Origin of the sequence: Sphingomonas ginkgonis, from assembly GCF_003970925.1 — a bacterium.
Classification (GTDB): Bacteria; Pseudomonadota; Alphaproteobacteria; order Sphingomonadales; family Sphingomonadaceae; genus Sphingomicrobium; species Sphingomicrobium ginkgonis.
The window spans coordinates 2,667,275-2,691,138 of sequence record NZ_RWJF01000001.1; the positions used below are offsets into that span (position 1 = coordinate 2,667,275).

27 protein-coding genes are annotated in these 23,864 nt (G+C 68.2%); 17 read left to right on the plus strand and 10 right to left on the minus strand.

The window, feature by feature from the left end; genetic code table 11:
- The first annotated feature begins 62 nt into the window (after nucleotides 1–62).
- Together mscL and HMF7854_RS12855 are read left to right on the plus strand one after the other, a co-directional pair.
- Nucleotides 63–494, plus strand: coding sequence for a large conductance mechanosensitive channel protein MscL (gene mscL / locus HMF7854_RS12850; protein WP_126720223.1), 432 nt, complete (start codon nucleotides 63–65; stop codon nucleotides 492–494).
- 63 nt (nucleotides 495–557) lie between these two features.
- Nucleotides 558–1,223: a glutathione S-transferase family protein gene (locus HMF7854_RS12855; protein ID WP_126719515.1), complete on the plus strand. Its 666-nt coding sequence runs from the start codon at nucleotides 558–560 to the stop codon at nucleotides 1,221–1,223.
- Nucleotides 1,224–1,242: 19 nt separating this feature from the next.
- On the opposite strand, the gene HMF7854_RS12860 is transcribed toward HMF7854_RS12855, so the two are convergent.
- The 4 genes from HMF7854_RS12860 to HMF7854_RS15845 are packed head-to-tail and all read right to left on the minus strand — an operon-like array spanning nucleotide 1,243 to nucleotide 2,822.
- A complete protein-coding gene (locus HMF7854_RS12860) occupies nucleotides 1,243–1,476 on the minus strand; it encodes a hypothetical protein (RefSeq protein ID WP_126719516.1) in 234 nt (77 codons plus the stop codon).
- A complete protein-coding gene (locus HMF7854_RS12865; RefSeq protein WP_126719518.1) occupies nucleotides 1,473–1,883 on the minus strand; it encodes a PspC domain-containing protein in 411 nt (136 codons plus the stop codon). The genes HMF7854_RS12860 and HMF7854_RS12865 overlap by 4 nt, the downstream gene beginning before the upstream one ends.
- A gap of 14 nt (nucleotides 1,884–1,897) precedes the next feature.
- Complete coding sequence (locus HMF7854_RS12870; RefSeq protein WP_126719520.1) at nucleotides 1,898–2,686, minus strand: PspA/IM30 family protein; 789 nt, start codon at nucleotides 2,684–2,686, stop codon at nucleotides 1,898–1,900.
- Nucleotides 2,679–2,822 (minus strand): hypothetical protein, encoded by a 144-nt coding sequence (locus HMF7854_RS15845; RefSeq protein ID WP_185829280.1) that lies wholly within the window; start codon nucleotides 2,820–2,822, stop codon nucleotides 2,679–2,681. The genes HMF7854_RS12870 and HMF7854_RS15845 overlap by 8 nt, the downstream gene beginning before the upstream one ends.
- Before the next feature lie 219 nt (nucleotides 2,823–3,041).
- Here HMF7854_RS15845 and HMF7854_RS12875 point away from each other — a divergent pair, with 219 nt between their 5' ends.
- Nucleotides 3,042–3,251: a hypothetical protein gene (locus tag HMF7854_RS12875; RefSeq protein WP_126719522.1), complete on the plus strand. Its 210-nt coding sequence runs from the start codon at nucleotides 3,042–3,044 to the stop codon at nucleotides 3,249–3,251.
- Between the two features lie 33 nt (nucleotides 3,252–3,284).
- Here HMF7854_RS12875 and HMF7854_RS12880 read toward each other — a convergent pair whose 3' ends face one another.
- Complete coding sequence (locus HMF7854_RS12880; protein ID WP_126719523.1) at nucleotides 3,285–3,572, minus strand: DUF3297 family protein; 288 nt, start codon at nucleotides 3,570–3,572, stop codon at nucleotides 3,285–3,287.
- 61 nt (nucleotides 3,573–3,633) lie between these two features.
- On the opposite strand from HMF7854_RS12880, the gene HMF7854_RS12885 reads away from it, so the two are divergent.
- The 4 genes from HMF7854_RS12885 to HMF7854_RS12900 are packed head-to-tail and all read left to right on the plus strand — an operon-like array spanning nucleotide 3,634 to nucleotide 8,446.
- Nucleotides 3,634–4,794 (plus strand): cystathionine beta-lyase, encoded by a 1,161-nt coding sequence (locus HMF7854_RS12885; RefSeq protein ID WP_126719525.1) that lies wholly within the window; start codon nucleotides 3,634–3,636, stop codon nucleotides 4,792–4,794.
- A 48-nt stretch (nucleotides 4,795–4,842) separates the two neighbouring features.
- Complete coding sequence (locus tag HMF7854_RS12890; RefSeq protein ID WP_126719527.1) at nucleotides 4,843–6,129, plus strand: 3-methyl-2-oxobutanoate dehydrogenase (2-methylpropanoyl-transferring) subunit alpha; 1,287 nt, start codon at nucleotides 4,843–4,845, stop codon at nucleotides 6,127–6,129.
- Complete coding sequence (locus tag HMF7854_RS12895) at nucleotides 6,126–7,139, plus strand: alpha-ketoacid dehydrogenase subunit beta (RefSeq protein WP_126719529.1); 1,014 nt, start codon at nucleotides 6,126–6,128, stop codon at nucleotides 7,137–7,139. The genes HMF7854_RS12890 and HMF7854_RS12895 overlap by 4 nt, the downstream gene beginning before the upstream one ends.
- The gene (locus HMF7854_RS12900; protein ID WP_126719531.1) at nucleotides 7,139–8,446 is read left to right on the plus strand and encodes a dihydrolipoamide acetyltransferase family protein; all 1,308 of its coding nucleotides are present in this window, start codon (nucleotides 7,139–7,141) and stop codon (nucleotides 8,444–8,446) included. Before HMF7854_RS12895 ends, HMF7854_RS12900 begins: the two co-directional genes overlap by 1 nt.
- Nucleotides 8,447–8,449: 3 nt before the next feature.
- Here the strand turns inward: HMF7854_RS12900 and HMF7854_RS12905 are convergent, their stop codons facing one another.
- Nucleotides 8,450–8,695 carry a DUF6582 domain-containing protein gene (locus HMF7854_RS12905; protein WP_126719533.1) on the minus strand — a complete coding sequence of 82 codons (246 nt, stop codon included), beginning with the start codon at nucleotides 8,693–8,695 and terminating at the stop codon, nucleotides 8,450–8,452.
- A gap of 52 nt (nucleotides 8,696–8,747) precedes the next feature.
- Nucleotides 8,748–9,293, minus strand: a complete 546-nt coding sequence (locus HMF7854_RS12910; RefSeq protein WP_126719535.1) for an FMN-dependent NADH-azoreductase — start codon at nucleotides 9,291–9,293, stop codon at nucleotides 8,748–8,750.
- 51 nt (nucleotides 9,294–9,344) lie between these two features.
- Here HMF7854_RS12910 and HMF7854_RS12915 point away from each other — a divergent pair, with 51 nt between their 5' ends.
- The 6 genes from HMF7854_RS12915 (at nucleotide 9,345) to HMF7854_RS12940 (ending at nucleotide 16,923) form a co-directional block, all read left to right on the plus strand.
- Nucleotides 9,345–9,788: a winged helix-turn-helix transcriptional regulator gene (locus HMF7854_RS12915; protein ID WP_126719537.1), complete on the plus strand. Its 444-nt coding sequence runs from the start codon at nucleotides 9,345–9,347 to the stop codon at nucleotides 9,786–9,788.
- Nucleotides 9,789–9,825: 37 nt separating this feature from the next.
- Nucleotides 9,826–12,147 (plus strand): transketolase, encoded by a 2,322-nt coding sequence (locus HMF7854_RS12920; protein WP_126719539.1) that lies wholly within the window; start codon nucleotides 9,826–9,828, stop codon nucleotides 12,145–12,147.
- Nucleotides 12,148–12,156: 9 nt separating this feature from the next.
- Nucleotides 12,157–12,609, plus strand: a complete 453-nt coding sequence (locus tag HMF7854_RS12925) for a MaoC family dehydratase (protein ID WP_126719541.1) — start codon at nucleotides 12,157–12,159, stop codon at nucleotides 12,607–12,609.
- Between the two features lie 213 nt (nucleotides 12,610–12,822).
- Entirely contained in the window at nucleotides 12,823–14,751 is a 1,929-nt protein-coding gene (gene acs, locus HMF7854_RS12930; RefSeq protein ID WP_126719543.1) for an acetate--CoA ligase, read from the plus strand.
- On the plus strand, nucleotides 14,751–15,224 hold the full coding sequence (locus tag HMF7854_RS12935) for a DUF3833 family protein (protein ID WP_126719545.1): 474 nt from the start codon (nucleotides 14,751–14,753) through the stop codon (nucleotides 15,222–15,224). Before acs ends, HMF7854_RS12935 begins: the two co-directional genes overlap by 1 nt.
- 46 nt (nucleotides 15,225–15,270) lie before the next feature.
- Nucleotides 15,271–16,923: an MFS transporter gene (locus tag HMF7854_RS12940; RefSeq protein WP_126719547.1), complete on the plus strand. Its 1,653-nt coding sequence runs from the start codon at nucleotides 15,271–15,273 to the stop codon at nucleotides 16,921–16,923.
- On the opposite strand, the gene HMF7854_RS12945 is transcribed toward HMF7854_RS12940, so the two are convergent.
- Nucleotides 16,920–17,549: a 2-dehydro-3-deoxy-6-phosphogalactonate aldolase gene (locus tag HMF7854_RS12945; protein WP_126719549.1), complete on the minus strand. Its 630-nt coding sequence runs from the start codon at nucleotides 17,547–17,549 to the stop codon at nucleotides 16,920–16,922. The genes HMF7854_RS12940 and HMF7854_RS12945 overlap by 4 nt on opposite strands.
- Nucleotides 17,546–18,430: a 2-dehydro-3-deoxygalactonokinase gene (locus HMF7854_RS12950; protein ID WP_126719551.1), complete on the minus strand. Its 885-nt coding sequence runs from the start codon at nucleotides 18,428–18,430 to the stop codon at nucleotides 17,546–17,548. The genes HMF7854_RS12945 and HMF7854_RS12950 overlap by 4 nt, the downstream gene beginning before the upstream one ends.
- A gap of 200 nt (nucleotides 18,431–18,630) precedes the next feature.
- Between HMF7854_RS12950 and HMF7854_RS12955 the strand changes: the two genes are divergently transcribed.
- Both HMF7854_RS12955 and dgoD read left to right on the plus strand, forming a co-directional pair.
- Complete coding sequence (locus tag HMF7854_RS12955) at nucleotides 18,631–19,926, plus strand: family 1 glycosylhydrolase (protein ID WP_126719552.1); 1,296 nt, start codon at nucleotides 18,631–18,633, stop codon at nucleotides 19,924–19,926.
- Entirely contained in the window at nucleotides 19,926–21,083 is a 1,158-nt protein-coding gene (dgoD, locus tag HMF7854_RS12960; protein WP_126719554.1) for a galactonate dehydratase, read from the plus strand. Before HMF7854_RS12955 ends, dgoD begins: the two co-directional genes overlap by 1 nt.
- Before the next feature lie 38 nt (nucleotides 21,084–21,121).
- Here the strand turns inward: dgoD and HMF7854_RS12965 are convergent, their stop codons facing one another.
- On the minus strand, nucleotides 21,122–21,433 hold the full coding sequence (locus tag HMF7854_RS12965) for a hypothetical protein (RefSeq protein ID WP_126719557.1): 312 nt from the start codon (nucleotides 21,431–21,433) through the stop codon (nucleotides 21,122–21,124).
- Nucleotides 21,434–21,587: 154 nt separating this feature from the next.
- Here HMF7854_RS12965 and HMF7854_RS12970 point away from each other — a divergent pair, with 154 nt between their 5' ends.
- The gene (locus HMF7854_RS12970) at nucleotides 21,588–22,511 is read left to right on the plus strand and encodes a Gfo/Idh/MocA family protein (protein ID WP_126719559.1); all 924 of its coding nucleotides are present in this window, start codon (nucleotides 21,588–21,590) and stop codon (nucleotides 22,509–22,511) included.
- Nucleotides 22,512–23,849, plus strand: coding sequence for a glycoside hydrolase family 43 protein (locus tag HMF7854_RS12975; RefSeq protein WP_126719561.1), 1,338 nt, complete (start codon nucleotides 22,512–22,514; stop codon nucleotides 23,847–23,849).
- The last annotated feature ends 15 nt before the right edge of the window (nucleotides 23,850–23,864 follow it).

Consider the following 23,864-nt stretch of genomic DNA (forward strand, 5'->3'; position numbering starts at 1 on the left):
GCTTGCAATTGCCGGCGGAGAGCGCGACGCTTCGCTTGCCCATCAATCGGGAGATCAGCGTCATGTGGCAGGATTTTCGTGCCTTTATCGCCCGCGGCAACGTGCTCGACCTTGCGGTCGCCGTGATCATCGGCGGCGCCTTCGGCAAGATCACCACCAGCCTGGTCGAAGATGTCGTCATGCCGATCGTCGGCGCCATCTTTGGCGGGCTGGACTTCTCCAGCCATTTCCTCCGGCTCGGCCCGGTACCGGCGGGCTACCGGGGTTCGCTCAGCGACTATGCCGCGCTCAAGAAGGCCGGTGCGCCGATCCTTGGATGGGGCGAGTTCGTCACCCAGGTGCTGAACTTCCTCATTCTCGCCTTCATCATCTTCATCCTGGTCCGCTACGCGACCCGGCTGATGGCGCGGAAGCCCGAGCCCGAGGCGACTCCGGCACCGACGGAGATCGAACTGCTCACCGAGATCCGCGACGCGTTGCGCACGCGCAGCTGACCGGCACTGCCCCGGCTCTCGCTCGTTCAGGGCCGGGGCAACAAGAAACTTGAGAGACAATCGTTGAAACTGATCATCGGCAACCGCGCCTATTCGAGCTGGTCGATGCGCGGCTGGCTCGCCGTCAAGCACAGCGGCATCGCCTTCGAGGAACTGGTCGTTCCCCTCTACAACGAGGCGTGGGAGAAGCGGCGCGAGGGAGACGAATTCGCCCCGTCGCTGGGCAAGGTGCCGATCCTGTGGGACGGTGACGCGGTGGTCTGGGACAGTCTGGCGATCGTAGACTACTGCGCCGACAAGGTCGGCCGGGAGCGCTACTGGCCCGCGGATGACGGCGCGCGCGCCATGGCGCGATCGATGGCGGCGGAAATGCATTCGAGCTTCGCGAACCTGCGCCGGGAGCTGCCCTTCAACGTCCGCCGACTGATCGAGAACCATCGTCTCAGCAATCCCGTCCGCGCGGAGATCGACCGCATCATGGTGCTGTGGGCTCAGGCGCGGGCACGCTGGGGAAGCGGCGGCGAATATCTGTTCGGAGGCGCGTGGACCGCGGCGGACATGATGTTCGCGCCGGTCGTCTGCCGCTTCGTCACCTACCAGGTTCCCGTGCCGCCCTTCGCGGCGCGTTACATGGAAGCGGTGCTCGCCCATCCTCACGTCACCGGCTGGATCGAGGCGGCGCAGGAGGAGCCCTGGGTCATCGAGGAGTATGAGCCGCAGCCGGCCTGACGGCCGGTCGCGACGGCCTTCATAGATCGATCCCGGCGGCGATGGCCTCCAGCTTGCGGACCCGCTCGCGCAGGTCGGCGATCTCGATCCGCCCGCCGGTCGCGACGGGGGCGCCCCCATCCTGAATTCGGGCGATTTCAAGCCGTCGCACGTCGAGCCAGCCCTGCCAGCCCTTGAGCAACGCGGCGCTGGTGATCCCGAGCCCCGTCAGTCCGACCGCACCGAGGGTCAGGATGGAGTCGATCGCGATCATTTCCGGTCCTCCGACTTCTCGTGGCGCAGCGCCTCGATTTCGCGGGCGAGGTCGTCGCTGCTGCGGCTGTTGAGGTGATGATCGATCGCCATCATCCGGCGATCGTTGGTGTCGAGGTTCTCGCGAAGGTCGCGGATCGAGTGACGCCGCCCGGTGTCGTAATCCATCCGGTCGAGCTCGCTGCCGCGCCGGCGGCGCAGCTTGCCCGCGGCAAAAAAGCCGATGGCGCCAAGCGCGAGGTAGGCGATGAAGGCCTGCCAGAAGGTCACGAAGGTGAGGAACGGCACGGCGATGAAGCCGACCCGAATGAAGGTCGGGTCGATGTTCAGCGTGCGGCCCAGCCCGGAGCAGACGCCGAGCAGCTTCTTCTCGCGGCGGTCGAGGCTGAACGGAATGCGGTCGGTCATGGCGTCTGATCCCCTTAGTGACTGCGGCGCGCGGCGAGCGCGGCCTTCATGGCGTTAAGCTCGGCATCAATCGCCTCGGCGGCGCGAAGCTCGGCAAATTCCTCTTCCAGGCTCTTCGGCCCGGTCATTCCCATCGCGTCGGCATAGCCTTCGGCCAGGTCCGCGCGCTTCTCCAGCAGGTCGAAGCGGGCGAAGGCGTCGGCGGCGCGCGCCGAGTTCATGATTTCCCGCGAACGGGCGCGGGTCATCGCACTCTCGAGCCGGCTGGCGATAGCGTGCTGCCGGGCACGCGCCTCGTTGATCTTGGCCTGGAGCCGGGCGATATCCGCCTCATAGCCCTTCAGCAGCTGCTCCAGTGCGAGCATCTCCGTCCCGAGCGACGCGGCGATGTCGGCGGCCTTCTGCCGCTCGGCCAACGCCAGGCGGGCGAGATCGTCGCGGCCCTTGTCGAGCGCCAGCTCGGCCTTATCGGCCCAGCCCTGTTCGACGGTGGCCAGCCGCGCGGTGGTGCGGCGCATCTCCTTCATGTCGGCGATCGACCGGGCGGCCGAGGCGCGAACTTCGACCAGCGCCTCCTCCATTTCGACGATCATCAGCCGGATGGTGGTGGCCGGGTCCTCGGCGCGGTCGAGCATCTCGCCGACGTTGGCGGCGATGATGTCGCGGGCGCGGCTGAAGAGCGGGTGACCGAAGAAGGCAGCGAGCGGAGTGGCGGGCCGGGTCTCGGCCCGCGGCTCCTCGATCCGCTCGAGGCGGATCGCCCGCTCGGGCACCTTGGCTTCGATCGGGGTCAGGTCAGGCATAGAAGGCAACCTTCGCGGAAGCGGCGCCATAGCTGGCAGTGGCGGGGCCGACGGCCGAACCGACGGCGACGGAGCTCATCAGCAGCGCAGCGGCTGCGGCGATCAGCGTGCGGTGAAGCGTGGAAACCTTGTGCATCGTCTTGCTCCCTGGATGCCGGCGGAGGGGGTGCCGGTCATGCCAGCTACAATTCAAAAGCCGTGCCAAACCCGCATTTGCGGGAAAAATGCTGCTGATGGCTGCATCGGGAGATGATGTTGGTGGATTATCCCACCGGCAGTTGGGAAATCCTCCCAAATGGAACCCTCGCGAGCGCCTGAGCGCTTTAGCTCGAAACATCGCAACGGGAGTTCAACAATGCTGGGGAAGATTCTGGGCGCAATCGTCGGCGAGAAGCTGGCCGGCCCCAACCAGGGCGTGAAGGGCGCGCTGCTCGGCGCCGCTGGCGCCCGCATCGCCACCAAGGGTCTCGGCCGCCTCGGAACGCTGGCGATCGCCGGCTATGGCGCCAAGAAGCTCTACGACTGGAACAAGGCGCGCCGGAGCGGCACCGCTCAGACTTACTGACGCGAGCCCTTCAACAGCGTGCCGGAACGGCGGTCAGGCTTCGGCCTGGCCGCCGTTTTCCGTTTCGTCGCCTTCGGTCACCGGGTTCTGCAAATAAGGCTCGACGGTGCCGTTGAGCTTGATTGTCATGGGGTTGCCGTGGCGGTCCCGGCTCTTGCCGGCGGCGACGCGGATCCAGCCTTCGGAAATGCAATATTCCTCGACGTTGGTCTTCTCCTGCCCGTTGAACTTGATGCCAACGCCCTGGCGGAGAAGGTCCGCGTCGAAGTGCGGGCTGCGCGGGTCGAGCGAGAGACGGTCGGGAAATTGTTGATCAGCCATGGCGCCGCCCCTACCCCTCCCGGCGAACGGCGGTCAACGCCATGAGCGAGGAACGATGGCGATGGCGCGCGACTGGCGGACGAGGCTGATCCACAGCGAGGCCCGCGCCCCGGCGGGCTTCCGCTCGATGACGACCCCGGTCCATCGCGGCTCCACCACCTTCTTCGAGACGGCGGAAGAGGTGTGCGACGGCTCGGACCAGGACAATCCCTACCGCTACGGGATCTACGGCACGCCGACCACGCTCGAGCTCGCGGCGAGGATGGCGGAGCTGGAAGGCGGGACCGACGCGATCATCGTCCCCAGCGGGCTTGCCAGCATCTCCCTGGTGTGGCTCGCGCTGACCCAGGCGGGCGGCCACGTCCTCGTCCCCGAGAACGCCTACGGGCCGAACCCCCTGCTCGCGCACAAGCTGATGAGCCGGTTCGGAGTCGAGACGCAGACCTATAAGCACGACATCGGCGACGGGATCGCGTGGCTGATCCGCGACAATACCCAGCTGATCTGGACCGAGACCCCGGGTTCGGTGACGATGGAGGTGCAGGACGTGAAAGGCATCGCCGAGGCCGCGCGCGACCGCAACGTCCCGGTCGCGCTCGACAACACCTACGGCGCCGGGGTTTTCTACAACGGCTTCGAGCATGGCGCCGACATCGTCATCCAGGCGCTGACCAAATATGTCGGCGGACACAGCGACCTGCTGCTCGGGTCGGTGACGGTCCGCGACGCGGCGCTGTTGGCGAGGCTTCGGGACGCCTACAACTGGCTCGGCCTCAGCGTCTCCCCCGACGAGTGCAGCCTCGCGCTGCGCGGGTTCAAGACGCTCGCCGTCCGCCTCGACCATCTCGAGCGCGCGACTCTCGAAGTGGCGCGCTGGTGCGCGGAGCAGCCCGAGATCGAACAGGTGCTCCACCCCGCCCTGCCCGGCTGCCCCGGCCACGAGATCTGGAAGCGCGACTTCTCCGGCTCGGCGAGCATCTTCTCGATCGTGTTCTGCGACGGCTTCTCGCGCGAGCGGCTGCTCGCCTTCGTCGACCGGCTCGAGCTGTTCCGCATCGGCTTCAGCTGGGGCGGTGCCGGCAGCCTCGTCATGCCCTATTTCGGACCCAACCGGGCGACCAAGCTGTACGGCGAGCGGCTGGTCCGCTTCAACATCGGGCTGGAGAGCCCCGCCGACCTCGTCGCCGATCTGCAGCAAGGCCTTGCCGCGCTGCGCGATTAGCGCCGCCACGGTTGCCGTAATCCTCGCGCCCCATTAAGCGCGCGGCTGATGAATAATTCACCCCCCGACCGGGCCAATCGGCCGCGGCTCGAGCTGCACGTGCCCGAGCCGCCCTTCCGCCCCGGCGACAAGCCCGACTTCAGCTTCGTCGACGTGCCCGCGGCCGGCAGCGCGCCGCGCCCCGGCACCGACGCGCCGGCGGCCGAGACCTGGCCGCTGACCGAGACCCTGGTGCGGGTGCTGGACGATTCCGGCCAGCCGGTCGGGCCGTGGGACCCGCGGCTGCCGGCCGAGGTCAAGCTTAAGATCCTCCGCGACATGGTTACGGTGCGCATCTTCGACGACCGGATGTACCGCGCCCAGCGGCAGGGCAAGACGAGCTTCTACATGAAGTGCACCGGCGAGGAGGCCATCGCCACCGCCGCCGCGGCGGCGCTCGACCGGGAGGACATGTGCTTCCCGACCTATCGCCAGCAGGGCCTGCTCGTCGCACGCGGCTATCCGCTCAAGACGATGATGTGCCAGATTTACTCGAACGCCGGCGATCCCTTACGCGGTCGCCAGCTGCCGATCATGTATTCGGACAAGCCGCACGGCTTCTTCTCGATCTCGGGCAATCTCGGCACCCAGTATCCGCAGGCGGTGGGCTGGGCGATGGCGAGCGCGATCAAGGGTGACAGCCGGATCGCGATGGGCTGGATTGGCGAGGGCGCGACGGCCGAGGGCGACTTCCACTCGGCACTGACCTTCGCCGCCGTCTACACCGCGCCGGTGGTGCTGGCGGTGGTCAACAACCAGTGGGCGATTTCCAGCTGGTCGGGGATCGCCGGGGCCGAGAAAGCGACCTTCGCCGCGCGCGCCCGCGGCTATGGCGTTGCCGGCCTCAGGGTCGACGGCAATGACGCGCTGGCGGTCTATGCCGCGGTGCAATGGGCGGCCGAGCGCGCGCGCGGCAACCATGGCGCGACCCTGATCGAGTTCTTCACCTACCGCGCCGAGGGTCATTCGACCTCCGACGACCCGACCGGCTACCGCGCCGCGGGCGAGGCCCAGTCCTGGCCGCTAGGCGACCCGATCGAGCGGCTGAAGCAGCACCTGGTCGGCGCCGGCGAGTGGGACGAGGAGCGGCACCAGGCGATGGTCGCCGAGTGCGAGCAGGAGGTCCGCCGCAGCCAGAAGGAAGCCGAGGCGGTCGGCACGCTGCCCCAGCAAGGCTTCGACGAGATCCCCTCCATGTTCGAGGACGTCTACGCCGAAACCCCGTGGCATCTTTCCGAGCAGCGCGACGAGGCGATGGGCGAGGCCCGCGAGTTCCTGGGGCACGAACCGAAATGACGACCCGCAACATGATCCAGGCCATCAACGACGCGCACCGCGTCATGATGGAGCGCGACCCCGACGTCGTCGTGTTCGGCGAGGACGTCGGCTATTTCGGCGGCGTGTTCCGCGCCACCGAGGGACTGCAGAAGCAGTTCGGCAAGCAGCGCTGCTTCGACGCGCCGATCAGCGAGGGCGGGATCATCGCCACCGCGGTCGGGATGGCGGCCTATGGACTGAAGCCGGTCGCCGAGATCCAATTCGCCGACTATATCTATCCCGGCTACGACCAGATCGTCTCCGAGGCGGCGCGGATCCGCTACCGCACCGCGCACGAATGGACGATGCCGATGGTCATCCGCTCGCCCTACGGCGGCGGCATCTTTGGCGGCCAGACCCACAGCCAGAGCCCCGAGGCGCTGTTCACCCATGTCGCCGGCCTGAAGGTGGTGATTCCCTCCACGCCCTACGACGCCAAGGGGCTGCTGATCGCCGCGATCGAGGACCCGGACCCGGTCGTCTTCTTCGAGCCCAAGCGGATCTACAACGGCCCGTTCGACGGCCACCACGACAAGCCGGTGACGCCCTGGGCCAAGCATCCGGCGAGCGAAGTGCCCGATGGCCACTACACCGTGCCGCTGGGCAAGGCGAACATCGTCCGTGCCGGCGAGGCGGTGACAATCCTCGCCTACGGGACGATGGTCCATGTCGCGCTCGCGGCGGCGGAGGCGAACCAGGTCGACGCCGAGGTGATCGACCTGCGCACGCTGGTTCCGCTCGACCTCGAGACGATCGTCGAGAGCGTGAAGAAGACCGGCCGCTGCCTCGTCATGCAGGAAGCGACCCGCACCTCGGGTTTCGCGGCCGAGCTGGCGACCCTGGTGCAGGAGCGCTGCTTCTACCATCTCGAGGCGCCGGTGGCGCGCGTGACCGGCTGGGACACGCCCTATCCGCACGCCTATGAATGGATTTATTTCCCCGGTCCGTTGCGGACCAAGAATGCGCTGAAGAAAGTGCTGGAGTCCTGATGGCCCGCTTCGAATATAAGCTCCCCGACATCGGCGAAGGGATCGCCGAGGCCGAGATCGTCGCCTGGCACGTCAAGATCGGCGACCGGGTCGAGGAAGACCAGCAGATCGCCGACATGATGACCGACAAGGCGACGGTCGAGATGGAATCGCCGGTCTCCGGCACGGTGCGCGAACTAGCCGGCGCGGTCGGCGACATGGTGCCGATCGGTTCGGTGCTGGCGGTGATCGAGACCGAGGGCGAGGCGAGCGGCGCGCCGGCGAAGCGCGCGGCTCCCGCCGCCGCTGCCGCCCCTGCCGACGCGACCGAGGAAGTGCCGCTCGGCGACGGCGCGGTAGTGCCGACGAAGGAAATGGAGGAAGAGCTTCCGACCGTCGACGTGACCCCGGAGGCGCCCGCGCCCAAGCCGGCGCCGGAGCCCGTCCAGGCGCCGGCCGAACCCGCCGGGGGTGCCAAGGTCCTTGCTTCCCCCGCCGTTCGCCAGCGCGCGCGCGACCTCGGCGTCGACCTCGCTCAGGTGAAGACCGCGAGCGACCGCATCCGCCATTCGGACCTCGATGCCTATCTCCTCTACAACGGCGGTTCGCTGCCGGGGCGCAGCGCCGGTGCGCAGCGGCCGGACGAGACGATCAAGGTGGTCGGCCTGCGCCGCAAGATCGCGGAGAACATGCAGGAGGCCAAGCGCCGGGTCCCGCACTTCACGCTGGTCGAGGAATATGACGTCACCGCGCTCGAGGAAGCGCGGGCGATGATGAATCGGGATCGCGGCTCCAACCCGAAGCTGACGCTGCTGCCCTTCCTGATCACTGCCATGACCCGCGCGCTGCCCGAGTGGCCGATGCTCAACGCCACCTACGACGACTCCGCGAACGTCATCACCCGCCACGGCGCGGTGCACATGGGCGTCGCGACCCAGACCCCGGGCGGGCTGATGGTCCCGGTGATGCGCGATGCGCAGGCGGAGAGCGTGTGGCAGATCGCGAGCGAGATCCTCCGCCTGTCCGAGGCCGCGCGCACCGGCAAGGCGAGCCGCGAGGAACTGTCTGGCCCGACCATCACCATCTCCTCGCTGGGCCCGATGGGCGGGATCACTTCGACTCCGGTGATCAGCCCGCCGCAGGTCGCTATCATCGCGGTCAACAAGGTCGAGGAGAAGGTCGTCCCGCTGAACGGCGAGTTGGAGATCCGCAAGCGGATGAACCTCTCGCTGTCGTGCGACCACCGGGTCGTCGATGGCTGGGACGCGGCGAGCTTCCTGCAGGCGCTCCGGGCTTATATCGAGAACCCGCTGCGGCTCCTCGCCTAGCCGCTACTTCTTCGCCTTGAGCTCGTGCCAGCTCTTCTCGTCGAGCTGGACGTCGAACTTCCTGGCGGCGCGCTGGATGCGGTGCCAGGCCTCGTCGCGCTCCTTGTCGGTGACGTCCTTGACCTGGTTGAAGCGGGCGACGGCGTTGCGGACGTGGCTGGCGTTCTCCAGCGGCTCCTTGCGCTGCTTGGGGAAGGCGAACTTGTCCTCGTCGAGGTGGTTGCGCTGATCGGTGCTGAGCTCGGCCATGATCCTCTCCTTGACAGGAAGGACCAACGGCCGAGCCGCGCCCCGGTGCCGCTCAGGCGGCGAGCCGGTCGACCTCCTCGAGCCCGTTCGCGATCCCCGCCTCGCGCTGCTCCGGGCCGGCCGCGATGCCGTCGGCATGGACGAACTCGGGCGCGATGCCGATGAAGCCGAACACGCCGGTCAGGTAAGTTTTGAGGTGCTCCAGCGCACCCGCGGGCGTGCCTTCCTCGTAGAAGCCGCCGCGCGACAAGGCGACGATCACCCGCCGTCCGCCGGCCAGCCCCTCGGGCCCGGTCGCGGTGTAGCGGAAGGTCTGGCCGGCTACGAGGATGCGGTCGAGCCACGCCTTGAGCTGGGTCGGCAGCGTGAAATTGTACATCGGCGCGCCGATCACCACCGTGTCCGCGGCGAGGAACTCGTCGAGCACCGGCCCGGCGCCGAGCTGGTCGAGCGTCAGGTGCGGCAGCGGGTCGGCGGCGAGATCGCGGACCACGACCGGCTCCCCGCCGGACGCAAGCTGGTCGGTGATCCGCTGGGTGAGGATCCGGCTGACGCTGTTCTCGCCGGTGATGCTGCTGTCGACGCGGAGGATGGTCATGGAAAGTTCCTTGGTATTGATTTGTTACCGAGGAGCTTTACGTAACCACCCATGGACGCCCCGCAAGAACGCAAAAATTTGATCCTCGGGCACAGCGATGTGCCTGCCCCGGAACCGATCGGCGAGGGGCCGCCCGACATCCAGCTCGCCGGCTGCCGCAACGTCACGCCGGTGCTGAACCGCGTCGGCGACAAATGGAGCATGCTGATCGTCATGGTGCTGTCGGCCGGGCCCCGGCGCTTCAACGAGCTGAAGCGCGTCATCGACGGCATCTCGCAGCGCATGCTGACCCTCTCGCTGCGCGGTCTCGAGCGCGACGGCCTCGTCAGCCGGACGGTGACCCCGACCATCCCGCCGCGGGTCGACTATGAGCTGACCGAGCTCGGCCGCTCCCTGCGCGAGCCGGTGCGGGCGCTGGGCGAATGGTCGATCGCGCACATCGCCTGCATCCGCGCGGCGCAGGCCCGCTACGACGCGGCGCACGACCCCGAATAAGCTACCCAATCGGCCGGTGAAGTTTTAACGCCGGGCGATGCTCAAGCCCGTCCGTCCCGACATCGCCGCGCTCGAGGCGCTCGACGATCGCCTTCGCTGGCTCAGCGCCTGGACCATCCACAACGCCAACCACCTGCGCGAGAGTCCCGACGGTCTGAAGGTCGGCGGGCACCAGGCGAGCTGCGCGTCGATGGCAGCGATCATGTCCGCGCTCTACTTCCACGCGCTCGGACCCAATGACCGGGTCGCGGTGAAGCCGCATGCCGGGCCGGTGCTCCACGCCATCCATTATCTGCTCGGCAGCCAGAGCCGCGAGCAGTTGGAGAATTTCCGCGGCTTCGGCGGCGCGCAAAGCTATCCGAGCCGGACCAAGGACAGGATTCCGGTCGATTTCTCGACAGGCTCGGTCGGCCTCGGCGTGGCCGTCACCCTCTTCGCCAGCCTGGTGCAGGACTATCTGACCGCTCACGGCTTCATGCCGGAAGCGGAGCGCGGCCGCTTCGTCAGCCTGATCGGCGACGCCGAGCTCGACGAAGGCAACATCTACGAAGCCATCATCGAGGGCTACAAGCACGACGTCCGCAACCTGTGGTGGATCGTCGACTACAACCGCCAGAGCCTCGACGCGACCACCGCCGACCGCATGTTCCGCCGATTCGACGACATGTTCGAGACCTGCGGCTGGAAGGTCGTCACGCTGAAATATGGCAAGCAGCAGGAGGCGGCGTTCGGCGAGCCGGGCGGCGAGGCGCTGAAGCGCTTCATCGACGAGACCCCCAACGCCGAATACAGCGCGCTCACCTATCTCGGCGGCGCGGCCTGGCGCGAGCGGTTGCTGAAGGACTGCAGCGGCGCGGTGAAGCCGATCCTCGACGCGCGCGATGATCGCCAGCTGCAGTCGCTGATGACCAATCTCGGCGGGCACGACATGGCCGCGCTGGTCGAGGCGTTCGACGCCGCCAAGGATGACGACACGCCGACCCTGTTCATCGCCTACACCGTCAAGGGTTACGGCCTGCCCTTCGCCGGCCACAAGGACAATCACGCCGGGCTGATGAACCCAACCCAGCTCGACCAGCTGCGCGAGCAGATGGGGATTGCCCAAGGACAGGAGTGGGAGAAGCTCGCCGGGATCGGCGACAATGCCCGGACGGCGGTCGAGGCGACGCTCGAGCGTGCCGCGATCCGCCGCGACAAGCGACCGCGCGTGTTCGGGACGGTGACGGTCCCCGCCCTCCCCGCGCCGACCGGCGAGGAACAGTCGACCCAGGCCGCGTTCGGGCGGATCCTGCTCGATCTCGCCAAGTCGGGCGAGCCGCTCGCCGACCGGATCGTCACCACCTCGCCCGACGTGACAGTCTCGACCAATCTCGGCGCCTGGGTGAACCAGCGCCGGCTGTTCAACCGCCGCGAGCTCACCGACACGTTCGCGCAGGCCAAGATCGCCTCGGCGCAGAAGTGGCGCGGCGAGGACAAGGGCCAGCACATCGAGCTGGGCATCGCCGAGAGCAACCTGTTCCTGACTCTGGCCGCGACGGGCCTTGCCGGCGACCTGTTCGGGACGCGGCTGTTCCCGGTCGGCACCCTCTACGATCCGTTCATCGCCCGCGGCCTCGATGCGCTCAACTACGCCTGCTACCAGGATGCGCGCTTCCTGTTGGTGGCGACGCCGAGCGGGGTCACGCTTGGGCCGGAGGGCGGCGCGCACCAGTCGATCAACCCGCCGCTGATCGCGCTTGGCCAGCCGGGGCTGCGCCACTACGAGCCGGCCTTCGCCGACGAGCTCGCCGCGATGATGGAAGAGGCGTTCCGGCTGATCGACGCGCCGGACGGCGAGTCCACCTATCTCCGCCTCTCGACCCGCAACGTCGTTCAGGTCGCACGGCCGGACGATGGCTGGCGCTCGGGCGCACTGGCCGGTGCCTACTGGCTGCGCGAGCCGGGCGAAGGAGCCGAGGCGGCGATCGTCGCGATGGGCGCGGTGATGCCCGAAGCGCTCGCCGCGCATGAGGAACTGGCGCGCGACATTCCCGGGCTTGGCCTGCTCGCCGTCACCTCCCCCAACCTCCTCCATCGCGGCTGGACCGCGGCGCAGGCAGCACGCTGGAAGGGCGAGCGCCAGCCAAGCCATGTCGAGCGGCTGCTCTCCCGCCTCGCGCCGGGTGCCGGGCTGGTCACGATCTGCGACGCTGCGCCGGCCTCGCTGAGCTGGCTTGGCGGCGTGCTCGGCCAGCGCGTGGCGCCGCTCGGGGTCGATCGGTTCGGGCAGACCGGAACGCTGCCCGACCTCTACGCCGCCTACCGGCTCGACGGGACGGCGATCACCGAAGCCGTTGCCGAGCTCCTGCTCCAGCTTTAGGCAGCGCCCATGGCAGGAAAGTTCTTCGACGAATGGCAGGTCGGCGACCGGATCGAGCATGAGATCCGGCGCACGGTGACCGAGACCGACAATCTCCTGATCTCGACCCTCACCCACAACCCGCAGCCGCTCCACCTCGACCATGAGGCGGCAGCGGCAAGCGAGTTCGGGCGGCCGCTCGTCAATTCGGTTTTCACCTTCGGGCTGCTGGTCGGGGTCAGCGTCGGCGACACCACGCTCGGAACGCTGGTCGCCAACCTGGGCTACGAAAAGGTCGTCTTCCCCGCGCCGGTGTTCACCGGCGACACGCTGCGCTGCGAGAGCGAGTGCACCGAGCTGCGCGAAAGCAAGTCGCGTCCCAATGCCGGGATCGTCACCTGGGAGCACCGCGCCTTCAACCAGCGCGGCGAGCTGGTCTGCCGGATGAGCCGCTCCGCCCTGCTGCGCAAGCGCCCGGCCTGAGCCAAGGGGCTTCGGCCCAAGGGAGAATGGCAGGGTTCGCCCGAAACCGGCACTGCCGGTGCTGCGCCTGCGCGGGCAGCAGCAAGGGGACGGATCATGGCCGAAGCACGGGACGACGCACCGCAACAGAGGGGTGAGCTGCTGGCGCCGCCGATTGCTCCCCGCCTGCCACCTTCGCTATCGAGCCTCACGAACATTGTTGGAGAGGCGAGCATGAGTGAAGCCGTTCATCCCGTTCCGGCGGACTTCGAGAGCCGCATCGGGCCGGCCGAGCTCGACGCGCTCAACCATCGCGCCGACACCGACACCGACGGCTTCTGGCTGGAGCAGGCCCGGCGGCTGGACTGGGCAAAGGCGCCGACGCGAGCCGGCAACTGGTCCTTCCACGAGGCCGACTTCGGAATTCGCTGGTTCGAAGACGGGCAGCTGAACCTGTCGGTCAACTGCCTTGACCGCCATCTCGCCGAGCGCGGCGACAAGGTCGCGCTGATCTTCGAGGGCGACGAGCCCGGCCATACCCAGCGCTGGACCTATCGCCAGCTCTATGAGGAGACCTGCCGCTTCGCCAACCTCTACCGCCAGAAGGGCGTCAAGCGCGGCGACCGGGTGATGATCTACATGCCGATGATCCCCGAGGCGGCGGCGGCGATGCTCGCCTGCGCGCGGGTCGGCGCGATCCACTCGGTGGTGTTCGGCGGCTTTTCGCCCGAGAGCGTCGCAGGCCGCATCGAGGATTGCGACGCGAAGCTGATCGTCACCGCCGACGAGGGCTGCCGCGGCGGCAAGAGGATCCCGCTCAAGGCCAATGTCGACAAGGCGATCGCGCTCTGCCCCCGGATCGACGCGGTGGTTGTGGTCACCCGCACCGGCGGCGAGGTGGCAATGGTCGAGGGCCGCGACATCCGCTGGTCCGACGTGCGCGACACGCTGCCGACCGAGGCGGAGCCGGAGGTGATGGACGCGGAAGACCCGCTGTTCATCCTCTACACCTCGGGGTCCACCGGAAAGCCGAAAGGCGTCGTCCATACCACTGGTGGCTATGCGACCTGGGCCGCGACGACCTTCGACTGGGTGTTCGGCGCGACCGACCGCGACATCTTCTGGTGCACCGCCGACATCGGCTGGATCACCGGCCACTCCTATGTTGTCTACGGGCCGCTGATGAACGGCGCGACCAGCGTGATGTTCGACGGCATCCCGACCTACCCCGGCCCGGACCGCTTTTGGGAAACCTGCGACCGGCTCGGAGTCACCATCTTCTATACCGCGCCGACCGCGCTCCGCTCGCTGATGCGCGAGGGCGACGCGCCGGTGACGAAGCATCGCCGCTCCTCGATCCGACTACTCGGCACCGTGGGCGAGCCGATCAACCCCGAGGCCTGGGAGTGGTACTGGCGGGTGGTCGGCGATGGCCGGGTGCCGATCGTCGACACCTGGTGGCAGACCGAGACAGGCGGCATCCTCATCTCGCCGGTCCCGGGCGCCATCGACATGAAGCCCGGTTCGGCGACCAAGCCGCTGCCGGGGATCAAGCCGCTGCTGGTCGACGCCAACCATCAGGTGCTCGAGGGCGCGACTTCGGGCAACCTCTGCCTGTCGCACAGCTGGCCGGGGCAGATGCGCACTGTCTGGGGCGACCACGAGCGCTTCTTCCAGACCTATTTCACCGCCTATCCAGGCCTCTACTTCACCGGCGATGGCTGCCGCCGCGACGAGGATGGCTATTACTGGATCACCGGCCGGGTCGACGACGTGATCAACGTGTCCGGTCACCGGATCGGCACCGCCGAGGTGGAGAGTGCATTGGTCGCCCACCCGCTGGTCGCCGAGGCCGCGGTGGTCGCCATCCCGCACGACATCAAGGGTCAGGCGATCTACGCCTATGTCACGCTGAACGCCGGCGAGAGCGGCTCCGACGAGCTGCGCAAGCAGTTGAACCAGGAAGTCCGCCAGCACATCGGCGCGCTTGCCGCGCCCGAGCGGATCCAGTTCGCGCCGTCGCTTCCCAAGACCCGATCGGGCAAGATCATGCGGCGGATCCTTCGCAAGGTGGCGGAAGGGGAAACCGGCGGCTTCGGCGACGTTTCAACTCTGGCCGACCCGTCCGTGGTCGACCAGCTCGTCGCCGGAAGGAACAGTTAGTGCGCCATGGTCTTGCTTTCGCCCTCCTCCTGACTGCCGCCTCCGCCGCCCACGCCAGCTTCGATCCGGTCGCCTTCTTCCAGGGCCGGAGCCATGGCGACGGGCGGCTGAAGGTCATCCTTCAGTCCGCCAAGAGCGTCCGCGTGGACAGTCGCGGACGGGTGGAGCCCGACGGCTCGCTGCTCCTCTCGCAGCGGGTCGACCAGCAGGGCGAGGCGGTGCGCACCCGCACCTGGCGGCTGACCCGGATCAGCCCGACCCGCTTCCAGGGGTCGCTGACCGACGCGACCGGCCCCGTCACCGTCGACCTGGTCGGACGCGGCGCGCTGATCCGCTACCGGATGAAGAACAACATGCAGGTCGAGCAGACGCTCACCCCCATGGGGCCGAGGGTGGTCCAGAACAGCATGCGGGTGAGCCGCCTCGGAGTCACCGTCGCCCACCTCGACGAGACCATCCGCAAGCTGGACTGACGCGGCTCGCCTGCTAATCCTCGACGCCGAGGAGAGTGGGGGACGGATGGCGGATCAGCAGCAGCGCGCCCGCGGCGGGTGGGGAATGGCAAAGGTCGTCGCGGCCTCGTCGACCGGCACGGCGTTCGAGTGGTATGACTTCTTCATCTTCGGCAGTCTCGCCGCGACCATCTCCAAGGTCTTCTTCGCCGGGCTGGACCCGACCGCCGGACTGATCGCGGCGCTCGGCCTGTTCGCCGCCGGCTTCGCCTTCCGGCCGTTCGGCGCGATCCTGTTCGGCGCGATGGGCGACCGGATCGGGCGCAAGGCGACCTTCCTGATCACCGTGACCCTGATGGGCGCGGCGACCTTCGCGATCGGCCTGTTGCCGACCTATGCAAATGCGGGGATCGCCGCCCCAGTCCTGCTCATCTTCCTTCGCATCTGCCAGGGGACGGCGCTCGGCGGGGAATATGGCGGCGCTGCCATCTACGTCGCCGAACATGCGCCCGACGACCGCCGCGGGGGTACCACCGGCTGGATCCAGTCGAGCGCCGCCTTCGGACTGCTCGCCGCGCTGATCGTCATCTACGTCACCCGCACCAGCATCGGCGAAGAGGCGTTCGCCGCCTGGGGCTGGCGGGTGCCCTTCCTCCTCTCAATCCTGCTGCTCGGCGCCTCGCTGTGGCTCCGCTCCAAGCTCCACGAAAGCCCGCTGTTCACCAGGCTGCGCGACGAGGGCGCGATTGCCAAGGCCCCACTGACCGAGGCGTTCGCTCGCGGCGAGAACCTGAAGCGCGTGCTGCTCGTCTTCTTCGCCGTCATGTGCGCGCAGGGAGCGGTCTGGTACTGCACCTTCTTCTTCATGCAGGTGTTCCTGATGAAGTCGCTGGGCGTGCCCGAGCCGACGGTGAACCTCATCGTCCTGTTCATGACGCTCGCCAGCATCCCGCTCTACGTCTTCTTCGGCTGGCTGTCCGACCGGGTCGGGCGCAAGCCGGTGATGGTCGGCGGCATGGCGCTGGCACTGCTCGCCTATTTTCCCGGCTTCCACGGCATCGCCGACGCGGTGAACCCGGCGCTCAGCGCCGCCCAGCGCGCCACCCCGATCGTCGTCGCGACCCAGCCGTCGACCTGCTCCGTGCAGTTCGATCCGGTTGGCACCGCCCAGTACAAGAGCGCGTGCGACGTCGCTAAGAGCCTGCTCGGCGGCTCCGGGCTCCGCTATTCCAGCATGACCTCGGGGGACGGCTCGACCAGCATCCGCGTCGGCACCAGCCTGCTCGCCGTTCCCGACGGCAGCAATCTCGACGCCAAGGGCCTGAAGGCGCTCAAGACCGCCACCGGCGACCAATTGAAGGCAATGCTTAAGGCGAACGGCTACCCCGCCGCCGCGGACCCGCACGCATTCGACCTGTCGCTGCTCGCCTTCTGGCTGCTGGTCTTCACCGCCGCCGCCTGTGCCGTCTACGGGCCGCAGGCCGCCGCGCTGGTCGAAATGTTCCCGACCCGCATCCGCTACACCGCCCTGTCCCTGCCCTATCATGTCGGCACCGGCTGGGTCGGCGGCTTCTTGCCGGTCACCAGTTTCGCGCTGGTGGCGATCACCGGCAACCCGTTCAGCGGGCTGTGGTATGCGGTGGTCTTCACCGCAATCAGCTTCGTGACCTCGTTGCTGTTCCTGCCCGAGACCCGCGGGCGGCCGCTCGACTCGATCTAGGCGGCGAGCCCCTCGACATAGGCGCGCGCCGCCGCGCCGGCGTCGGCCGCGGTGCGCCCGGGCGCATAGACGCCCGAGCCGAGCCCGAACCCGGTCGCGCCGGCATCGAGCCACGGCCGCATCCCGTCCGGCTTGACTCCGCCGACGACGAGCAGCCGCAGGTCCTTGGGCAGGACCGCGCGCTGCGCCTTCACGACCGCGGGGGTGGCGCCCTCCGCCGGGAACAGCTTGAGCACATGCGCCCCGGCCTTGAGCGCGGCGAACGCCTCGGACGGGGTGTAGTAGCCCGGCGAGGAGGCGAGCCCGGCCGCGACGGTTGCTCGGATCACATCGACGTCGGTGTTGGGGGAGACGACCAGCCGCCCACCCGCTGCCCGCACGCTCGCGACCTGGTCGGTGTCGAGCACCGTCCCGGCCCCGATCAGCGCCCGGTCGCCGAGCCGGTCGGCGAGCCGACGAATGCTCTCCAGCGGGTCGGGCGAGTTGAGCGGCACTTCAATCACGCGGATGCCGGCGGCGAAGATCGCCTCTCCCACCGCGACCGCCTCGTCCGGAGTGACGCCGCGGATGATCGCGACCAGCGGGCATTGGTCGAGGTAGCGGAAAAGATTTTCGGGGGCGCTCATGACAGTCTCCGTGCAATTTCAGCGATGCCGGCAAGAAAGGCCTGCTCGCCATCGACCTCGCGGCAGGCGAAGCCGGCTTCGTCCAACGCGGCAGCGTAGAGCGCGGTGAGCTCGGGCCGGCCCATCACCGCCACCTCGCCTGATGCGCCCGCGGTGCCGGTGCGGACGTCTCCGCCGATCAGCAGGCCGCTGACCCAGCTCGACGCGTCGGCGCGGTCGAGCCGGCCGAGCAGCACCCGCGCCCGCGCCGAGAAGAGGTCGGCGGTCAGCGCCTCGCCCTTCAGTCCCTGGCGCACCCCGGCGCGGAACGCCGCGTCGGGCTCGGCCTTGTCGTGCAGCAGCTCGGCCAGGATGCTCTTCTCCTTGAGGAGGTTGAACAGCTCGCCGGTCATCACCGTGCGGAACTCGGCGATCCGGCCGCCCGCCAGCCGCACCCATTTATTGTGCGTTCCCGGATGGCAGGCGAGAGCATCGGCACCAATCAGCCCGGCCGCCACCGCGCCGAGCAGCTGCACCTCCTCGCCGCGCATGACGTCGGCACGATCGTCATCGACGAAGCTGGCGCCGGGCACGATCGCCGAGCGGTCGGGCTCGGGCCAGACCAGCGCCGCGGCGATTTCGTCCAGACCCGCGGGGCATGGTACGTAGGGCGCCTCCTTCCAGCCGCGGTTCGAGCCGATCATGCCGGCCATCAGAAGGGGCAGATCGCCAAGCCGCTCGCGGATCTCGCCGACCGCGGCGGCGAAGCCCCCGTCCGACAGCGACAAGATGCCCTTGCCGTCCTCGAACTCCGCCTCGTTCCGGCCGTCCGGCCCAATCCGGTAGGCGCGGCGATTGGTCGTTCCCCAGTCGACCGCGATGTAGCTGTTCAGCGAGATCATCCATGCTCCTGTGCAAGGGGGAACAGCCGACGGCCGGCCCGGGTCCGCACTTTCCTGAACGGCTCGCTAGCCGCGTGGGCAACGAGCATGCAACCATCGCGCGCCCGATCACTTTAACGCAGCACGGAGCCAGCCATAACCGGTCCGCCCGGGGGGTGGTTCGGACACCAGTTCAAGGGAGAGCCGCCATCGCCAACTTCATGTTCGCGACGGGGATCGAGAACAGCATCCCGACCATCAACAACGGCAAGACGCGCGTCGACCAGATGGAGGCGAGCCAGCACTACCGGCGCTGGCGCGAGGATTTCGACTGCATCCAGGAGATCGGGATCAACTTCCTCCGCTTCGGGCCGCCGCTGCACAAGACCTATCTCGCGCCCGGGCGCTACGACTGGGAGTATAGCGACCTCACCTTCGCCGAGCTGCGCCGCCGGGATATCACTCCGATCGTCGATCTCTGCCACTTCGGCGTTCCCGACTGGATCGGCAATTTCCAGAACCCGGATTTCCCGCAGCTCTTCGCCACCTACGCCGCTGCCTTCGCCGAGCGCTTCCCTTGGGTCCAGCTCTACACGCCGGTCAATGAAATGTTCATCTGCGCGGTCTTCTCCGCCCGCTACGGCTGGTGGAACGAGCAGCTCCGCTCCGACCTCGGCTTCGTCACTGCCTTGAAGCACATCGTCAAGGCGAACGTGCTGGCGATGAACGAGATCCTGAAGCGGCGCCCCGACGCCATCTTCATCCAGTCGGAAAGCTCGGAATATTTCCATGCGGATTCACCCAGCGCAATCGGCCCAGCCGAGCTCCTGAACGCGCGTCGCTTCCTCAGCCTCGACCTCAACTACGGGCGGCGCGTCGACAGCGAGATGTACGAATATCTCATGGACAATGGGATGACTCGCGAGGAGTACCACTTCTTCCTCGGCAACCGCCTCAAGCAACATTGCATCCTCGGCAACGACTATTACCGCACCAACGAGCACCGCGTCTTCGCCGACGGACACACCACGTCGAGCGGCGAGGTGTTCGGCTATTCCGAGATCACCCGCCAGTATCACAATCGCTACCGCCTCCCGATCATGCACACCGAGACCAACCTCGTCGAAGGCCCGAACGGCGACGAGGCGGTGCAATGGCTGTGGAAGGAATGGGCGAACGTGCTGCGCCTGCGCAACGTCGGCATCCCGACCGTCGGCTTCACCTGGTACAGCCTGACCGACCAGGTCGACTGGGACACCGCGCTCCGCGAGCAGAACGGCAACGTCAACCCGCTCGGTCTGTTCGATCTCGACCGCAAGATCCGCAACGTCGGCAAGGCCTACAAGAAGCTGATCCAGGACTGGCGCGACGTGCTGCCCGCCTCCTCGGTCTGCCTTGCCGTGCCGATCGTCCCGCCGTCGGAAACGCATTGGCCAGCCGCGCGCACCCAGCGCCTCGAGGCAAGCGCCGCCAACGCCAATCCGCCCGCCGAGATGCACAACCCCGAGACCGCCTGATGAACCCCGCACCCACGACGATCGGCAAGATCGAGACCTTCATCGTTCCGCCCCGCTGGCTGTTCGTCCGGGTCGAGGCGGCGGACGGCGCGGTGGGCTGGGGCGAGGCCAGCCTGGAAGGGCATGGCGAGGCGGTCGAGGGCGCGTTCGAGGCCATCCGCGACCGCTGCCTCGGCGAAGACCCGGACCGGATCGAGGACCATTGGCAGGTCTGCTACCGGGGCGGCTTCTATCGCGGCGGCGCGGTTCTCATGTCCGCCCTCTCCGGGCTCGACCAGGCGCTGTGGGACCTCAAGGGGCGCCGCTACGGCCTGCCCGCCTGGCAGATGCTCGGCGGCAAGGTGCGCGACCGGATCCGCGCCTATGCCTGGATCGGCGGCGACCGGCCGCACGAGATCGCCGACGCGGCGCAGGGCCGGCGTCAGCAGGGCTTCTCCGCGGTCAAGATGAACGCCACCGCCGAGCTCGACTGGATCGGCACCCCGCGCCTGTTCGACGCGGTGATCAAGCGGGTCGAGGCGGCGCAGGCCGCCGGCATGGACGTCGGGCTCGACTTCCATGGACGGGTCCATCGGCCGATGGCCAAGCAGCTCGCCAAGGTGCTCGAGCCGCTCGGTCTCCTGTTCATCGAGGAGCCGCTGCTGAGCGAGAACCCGGAAGGGCTGCAGCAGATCAGCGAACTCGTCTCGACCCCGATCGCGCTGGGCGAGCGGCTCTATTCGCGATGGGACTTCAAGCCCTTCTTCGAGAAGGGGGCGGTCGACATCATCCAGCCCGATCTCAGCCACGCGGGCGGACTCAGTGAATGCCGCCGGATCGCGGCGATGGCGGAAGCCTTCGATGTCGCGGTGGCGCCGCACTGTCCCCTGGGACCACTGGCGCTCGGCGCCTGCCTGCAGCTCGCGGCGACGGCGCCCAACGTCGCGATCCAGGAGATGAGCCTCGGCATCCACTACAATACCGACGGGCACGACCTGCTCACCTATTGCCGCGACAAGTCGGTGCTGACCCCGCAGGACGGGTTCCTGCCGATCCCCGTTGGCGCGGGCCTGGGGATCGAGATCGACGAGGAGCTTGTCCGCTCTTTCGACAAGGACCGGCACCGCTGGCGCAACCCCGTCTGGCGGCTCGCCGACGGGAGCTTCGCCGAATGGTAGCCTAGCCCGTCACGCCGCTCGCGGCGGCGATGCGTGTCTCAGGCCGCGCTGCGCAGCTCCTGCCGCTTGAACGGGACATCCTCGAGGCTCGCCCGCAGCCGCTCGATCTCGATCGCGTCGGCGCTGGCATGAGCATGCGCGTAGCGATCCTCGCACGCCTGCTCTTCCTCGCTGAGCTCCCGCATGTAGGTGATCGACAGCCGACGCCCGAACACGTCGTCGCCCCTCAGCTTCATCTCCGGCTCGGCGTCCGCCGGCAGGCTGTCGCGGATCGCGACCAGCGTGTTGATGAGCATGTCCAGCGACGTGTGGTCGCTGATCTCGATGAAATCCTTGACCTTCCGGCTCATACGCTCCTCCCCCTCTCCCCGGGGTCGTGAAAGCTGCGCCAGGCCCATCGCCTGCGCAACGGATCAAATCATGTTGCCCACAATTAAGTGTTGATCTGCTGAACATTTCCTCCAGCTGACGTTAATGCGACACAGTTCGCCAGAGGTTGTGTCGATGCCCATCAGAATTGCCATTGTCGGTTATGGAAAGATTGCCGTGGATCAGCATGTTCCGGCAATACAGGGAAACTCCGAGTATCAGCTGGTCGCTGCGGTCTCGCCGCGCCCGCCGCAGGTGCCGCCTCCCGTTCCCGTCTACGAAAGCGTGGGCGCCATGCTCCAGGCGATGCCGGGAGGGGTCGACGCGATCGCCGTCTGCACGCCGCCGAGCGCGCGCCACCCGATCGTCGCCGAGGCGCTGGCAGCAGGGTTGCACGTCCTGATCGAGAAGCCGCCCGCGGCGACGCTCGGCGAGGTGGAGGACATGGTCCGCCGCGCGCATGCCGCTAACCGTACGCTCTATGCCGCCTGGCACGCGCAGCATAACGACGGGGTCGACGACGCCCGCGACCGGCTGGCGGGGAAGACCGTCACCCGCTTCCGGATCGAGTGGTTCGAGGATGTCCGTAAGTGGCACCCCGGGCAGGACTGGATCTTCGCGCCGGGCGGCTTCGGCGTGTTCGACCCCGGCATCAACGCGCTGTCCATCTCGACCAGCATTCTGCCCATGCCGCTGTTCATTCGTCAGGCGAAGCTGCTGGTGCCCGCCAACCGGCAGCAGCCGATCGCAGTCAGCCTCGACTTCGGCGACAATCTGAGCGCCGACTTCGACTTCCGCGAGCGGCCCGACGAACATTGGGTGATCGAGGTCGACACCGCCGACGGCGAACAGCTGCGGCTGAGCGAAGGCGGCACCCGGCTGGCGGTCAACGGCGCGGAGGTAAAGGTCAGCGGGATCGGCGAATATCCGTCGATCTACCAGCATTTCGCCAAGCTGGTCGCGGCGAACCAGGTCGAGGTCGACGTCGATCCGCTAAGGATCGTCGCCGACGCGTTCATGGCCGGGAGCCACCAGACCACCGACGCCTTCGACTTCTAGATGACCCGCTTCGCGGTCTCCGCTCGCGAGGACGACGGCGCGACGCTGCTGCGCGTCGCGTTAGCCGGTGGCGGAGACCGCGAGCTGCGGATCGAGGGTCCCGACGCTCCGCACTACGAGGCTTTTCACGAGCGGCTGGCGGCGGCCTTCGGGACCCGGCGCCCGCGCCAGATGGAGACCGTCCGCTACGCCGGGGTGGAGCCGCCTTGGCGGCCGCTGATCACCGCCAACCTCCACCCGCGCATCCTCGTCGGATATGGCGACCCGGCGGTGCTCCGGACGGACGCGGGCTGGCTGCTTGTCGCGACGTCCAACGACGCGCCCGACGCCTTCCCGCTGCTCCGCTCCGACGACCTCGACCATTGGGCGCCGGCCGGCTTCGTCTTCCCGGAGGGCGCGACGCCGGACTGGACCAGCGCCGGGCCGCGGCACGGCGACTTCTGGGCGCCCGAGATCGCGCGCGTCGGCGCCGAATATTGGCTCTGCTACACGGCGCGTGACCGCGACCGGCTGCTGGCGATCGGGCTCGCCCGCGCGCCCTCTCCCCTCGGGCCGTGGCGCGACAATGGCGAGCCGCTGATCGCCGGCAGCATGATCGACGCCCACATTCTCGTCGACGAGGGCCAGCCCTGGCTGTTCTGGAAGAAGGACTCCAACAGCCTGTGGCCGCGCCCGCTCGCCGCGCTGCTGGGTGATCATCCGCAGCTGATCGACGCCTTGTTCGACGACGAGCGCGACCGCCGCTCGGCCGCCTTCTGCGCCGCGGTCCTGCCCTGGGCCAATACGCGGCGGCCGATGGAGCGCTACTTCCTCATGCAGCCGCTGATCCGCGCGGCGATCGAGAACTGGTCCAAGGTGCGCGCGGTGCTGGCGGCGAGCGGGGTCGCGGCGCCGATCGTCGCCGACATGACGACCCCGGTGTTCGCGCAGCGGCTGCGCGAGGACGGACGCGCGCTCGTCGGCGAGCGCCACCAGGTGCTGAGCAACGATCTCGACTGGGAAGGGCACCTGATCGAGGGCCCGTTCGTGTGGAAGCAGGAAGGGCGCTATTGGCTGTTCTACGCGGGCAACGACTTCACCAGCCCGCTCTACGGCATCGGCGTCGCCTCGGCGGAGCGGCTGACCGGTCCCTATGTCAAGCAGCCGGAGCCGCTGCTCCGCTCGACCGAGACGTGGCTCGCGCCCGGCCATGCCTCGGTCGCACGCGGCCCGACGGGCAAGCCGCAGCTCTTCTTCCACGCCTATCACCCGGGCAGCGGCGGCTATAACGAGTTTCGCGCGCTGTTGACGGTCGGCCTCGATTTCACCGACGGATTTATCGCAACGAAAGAGGCCTGACCGAGTCACCGCGGC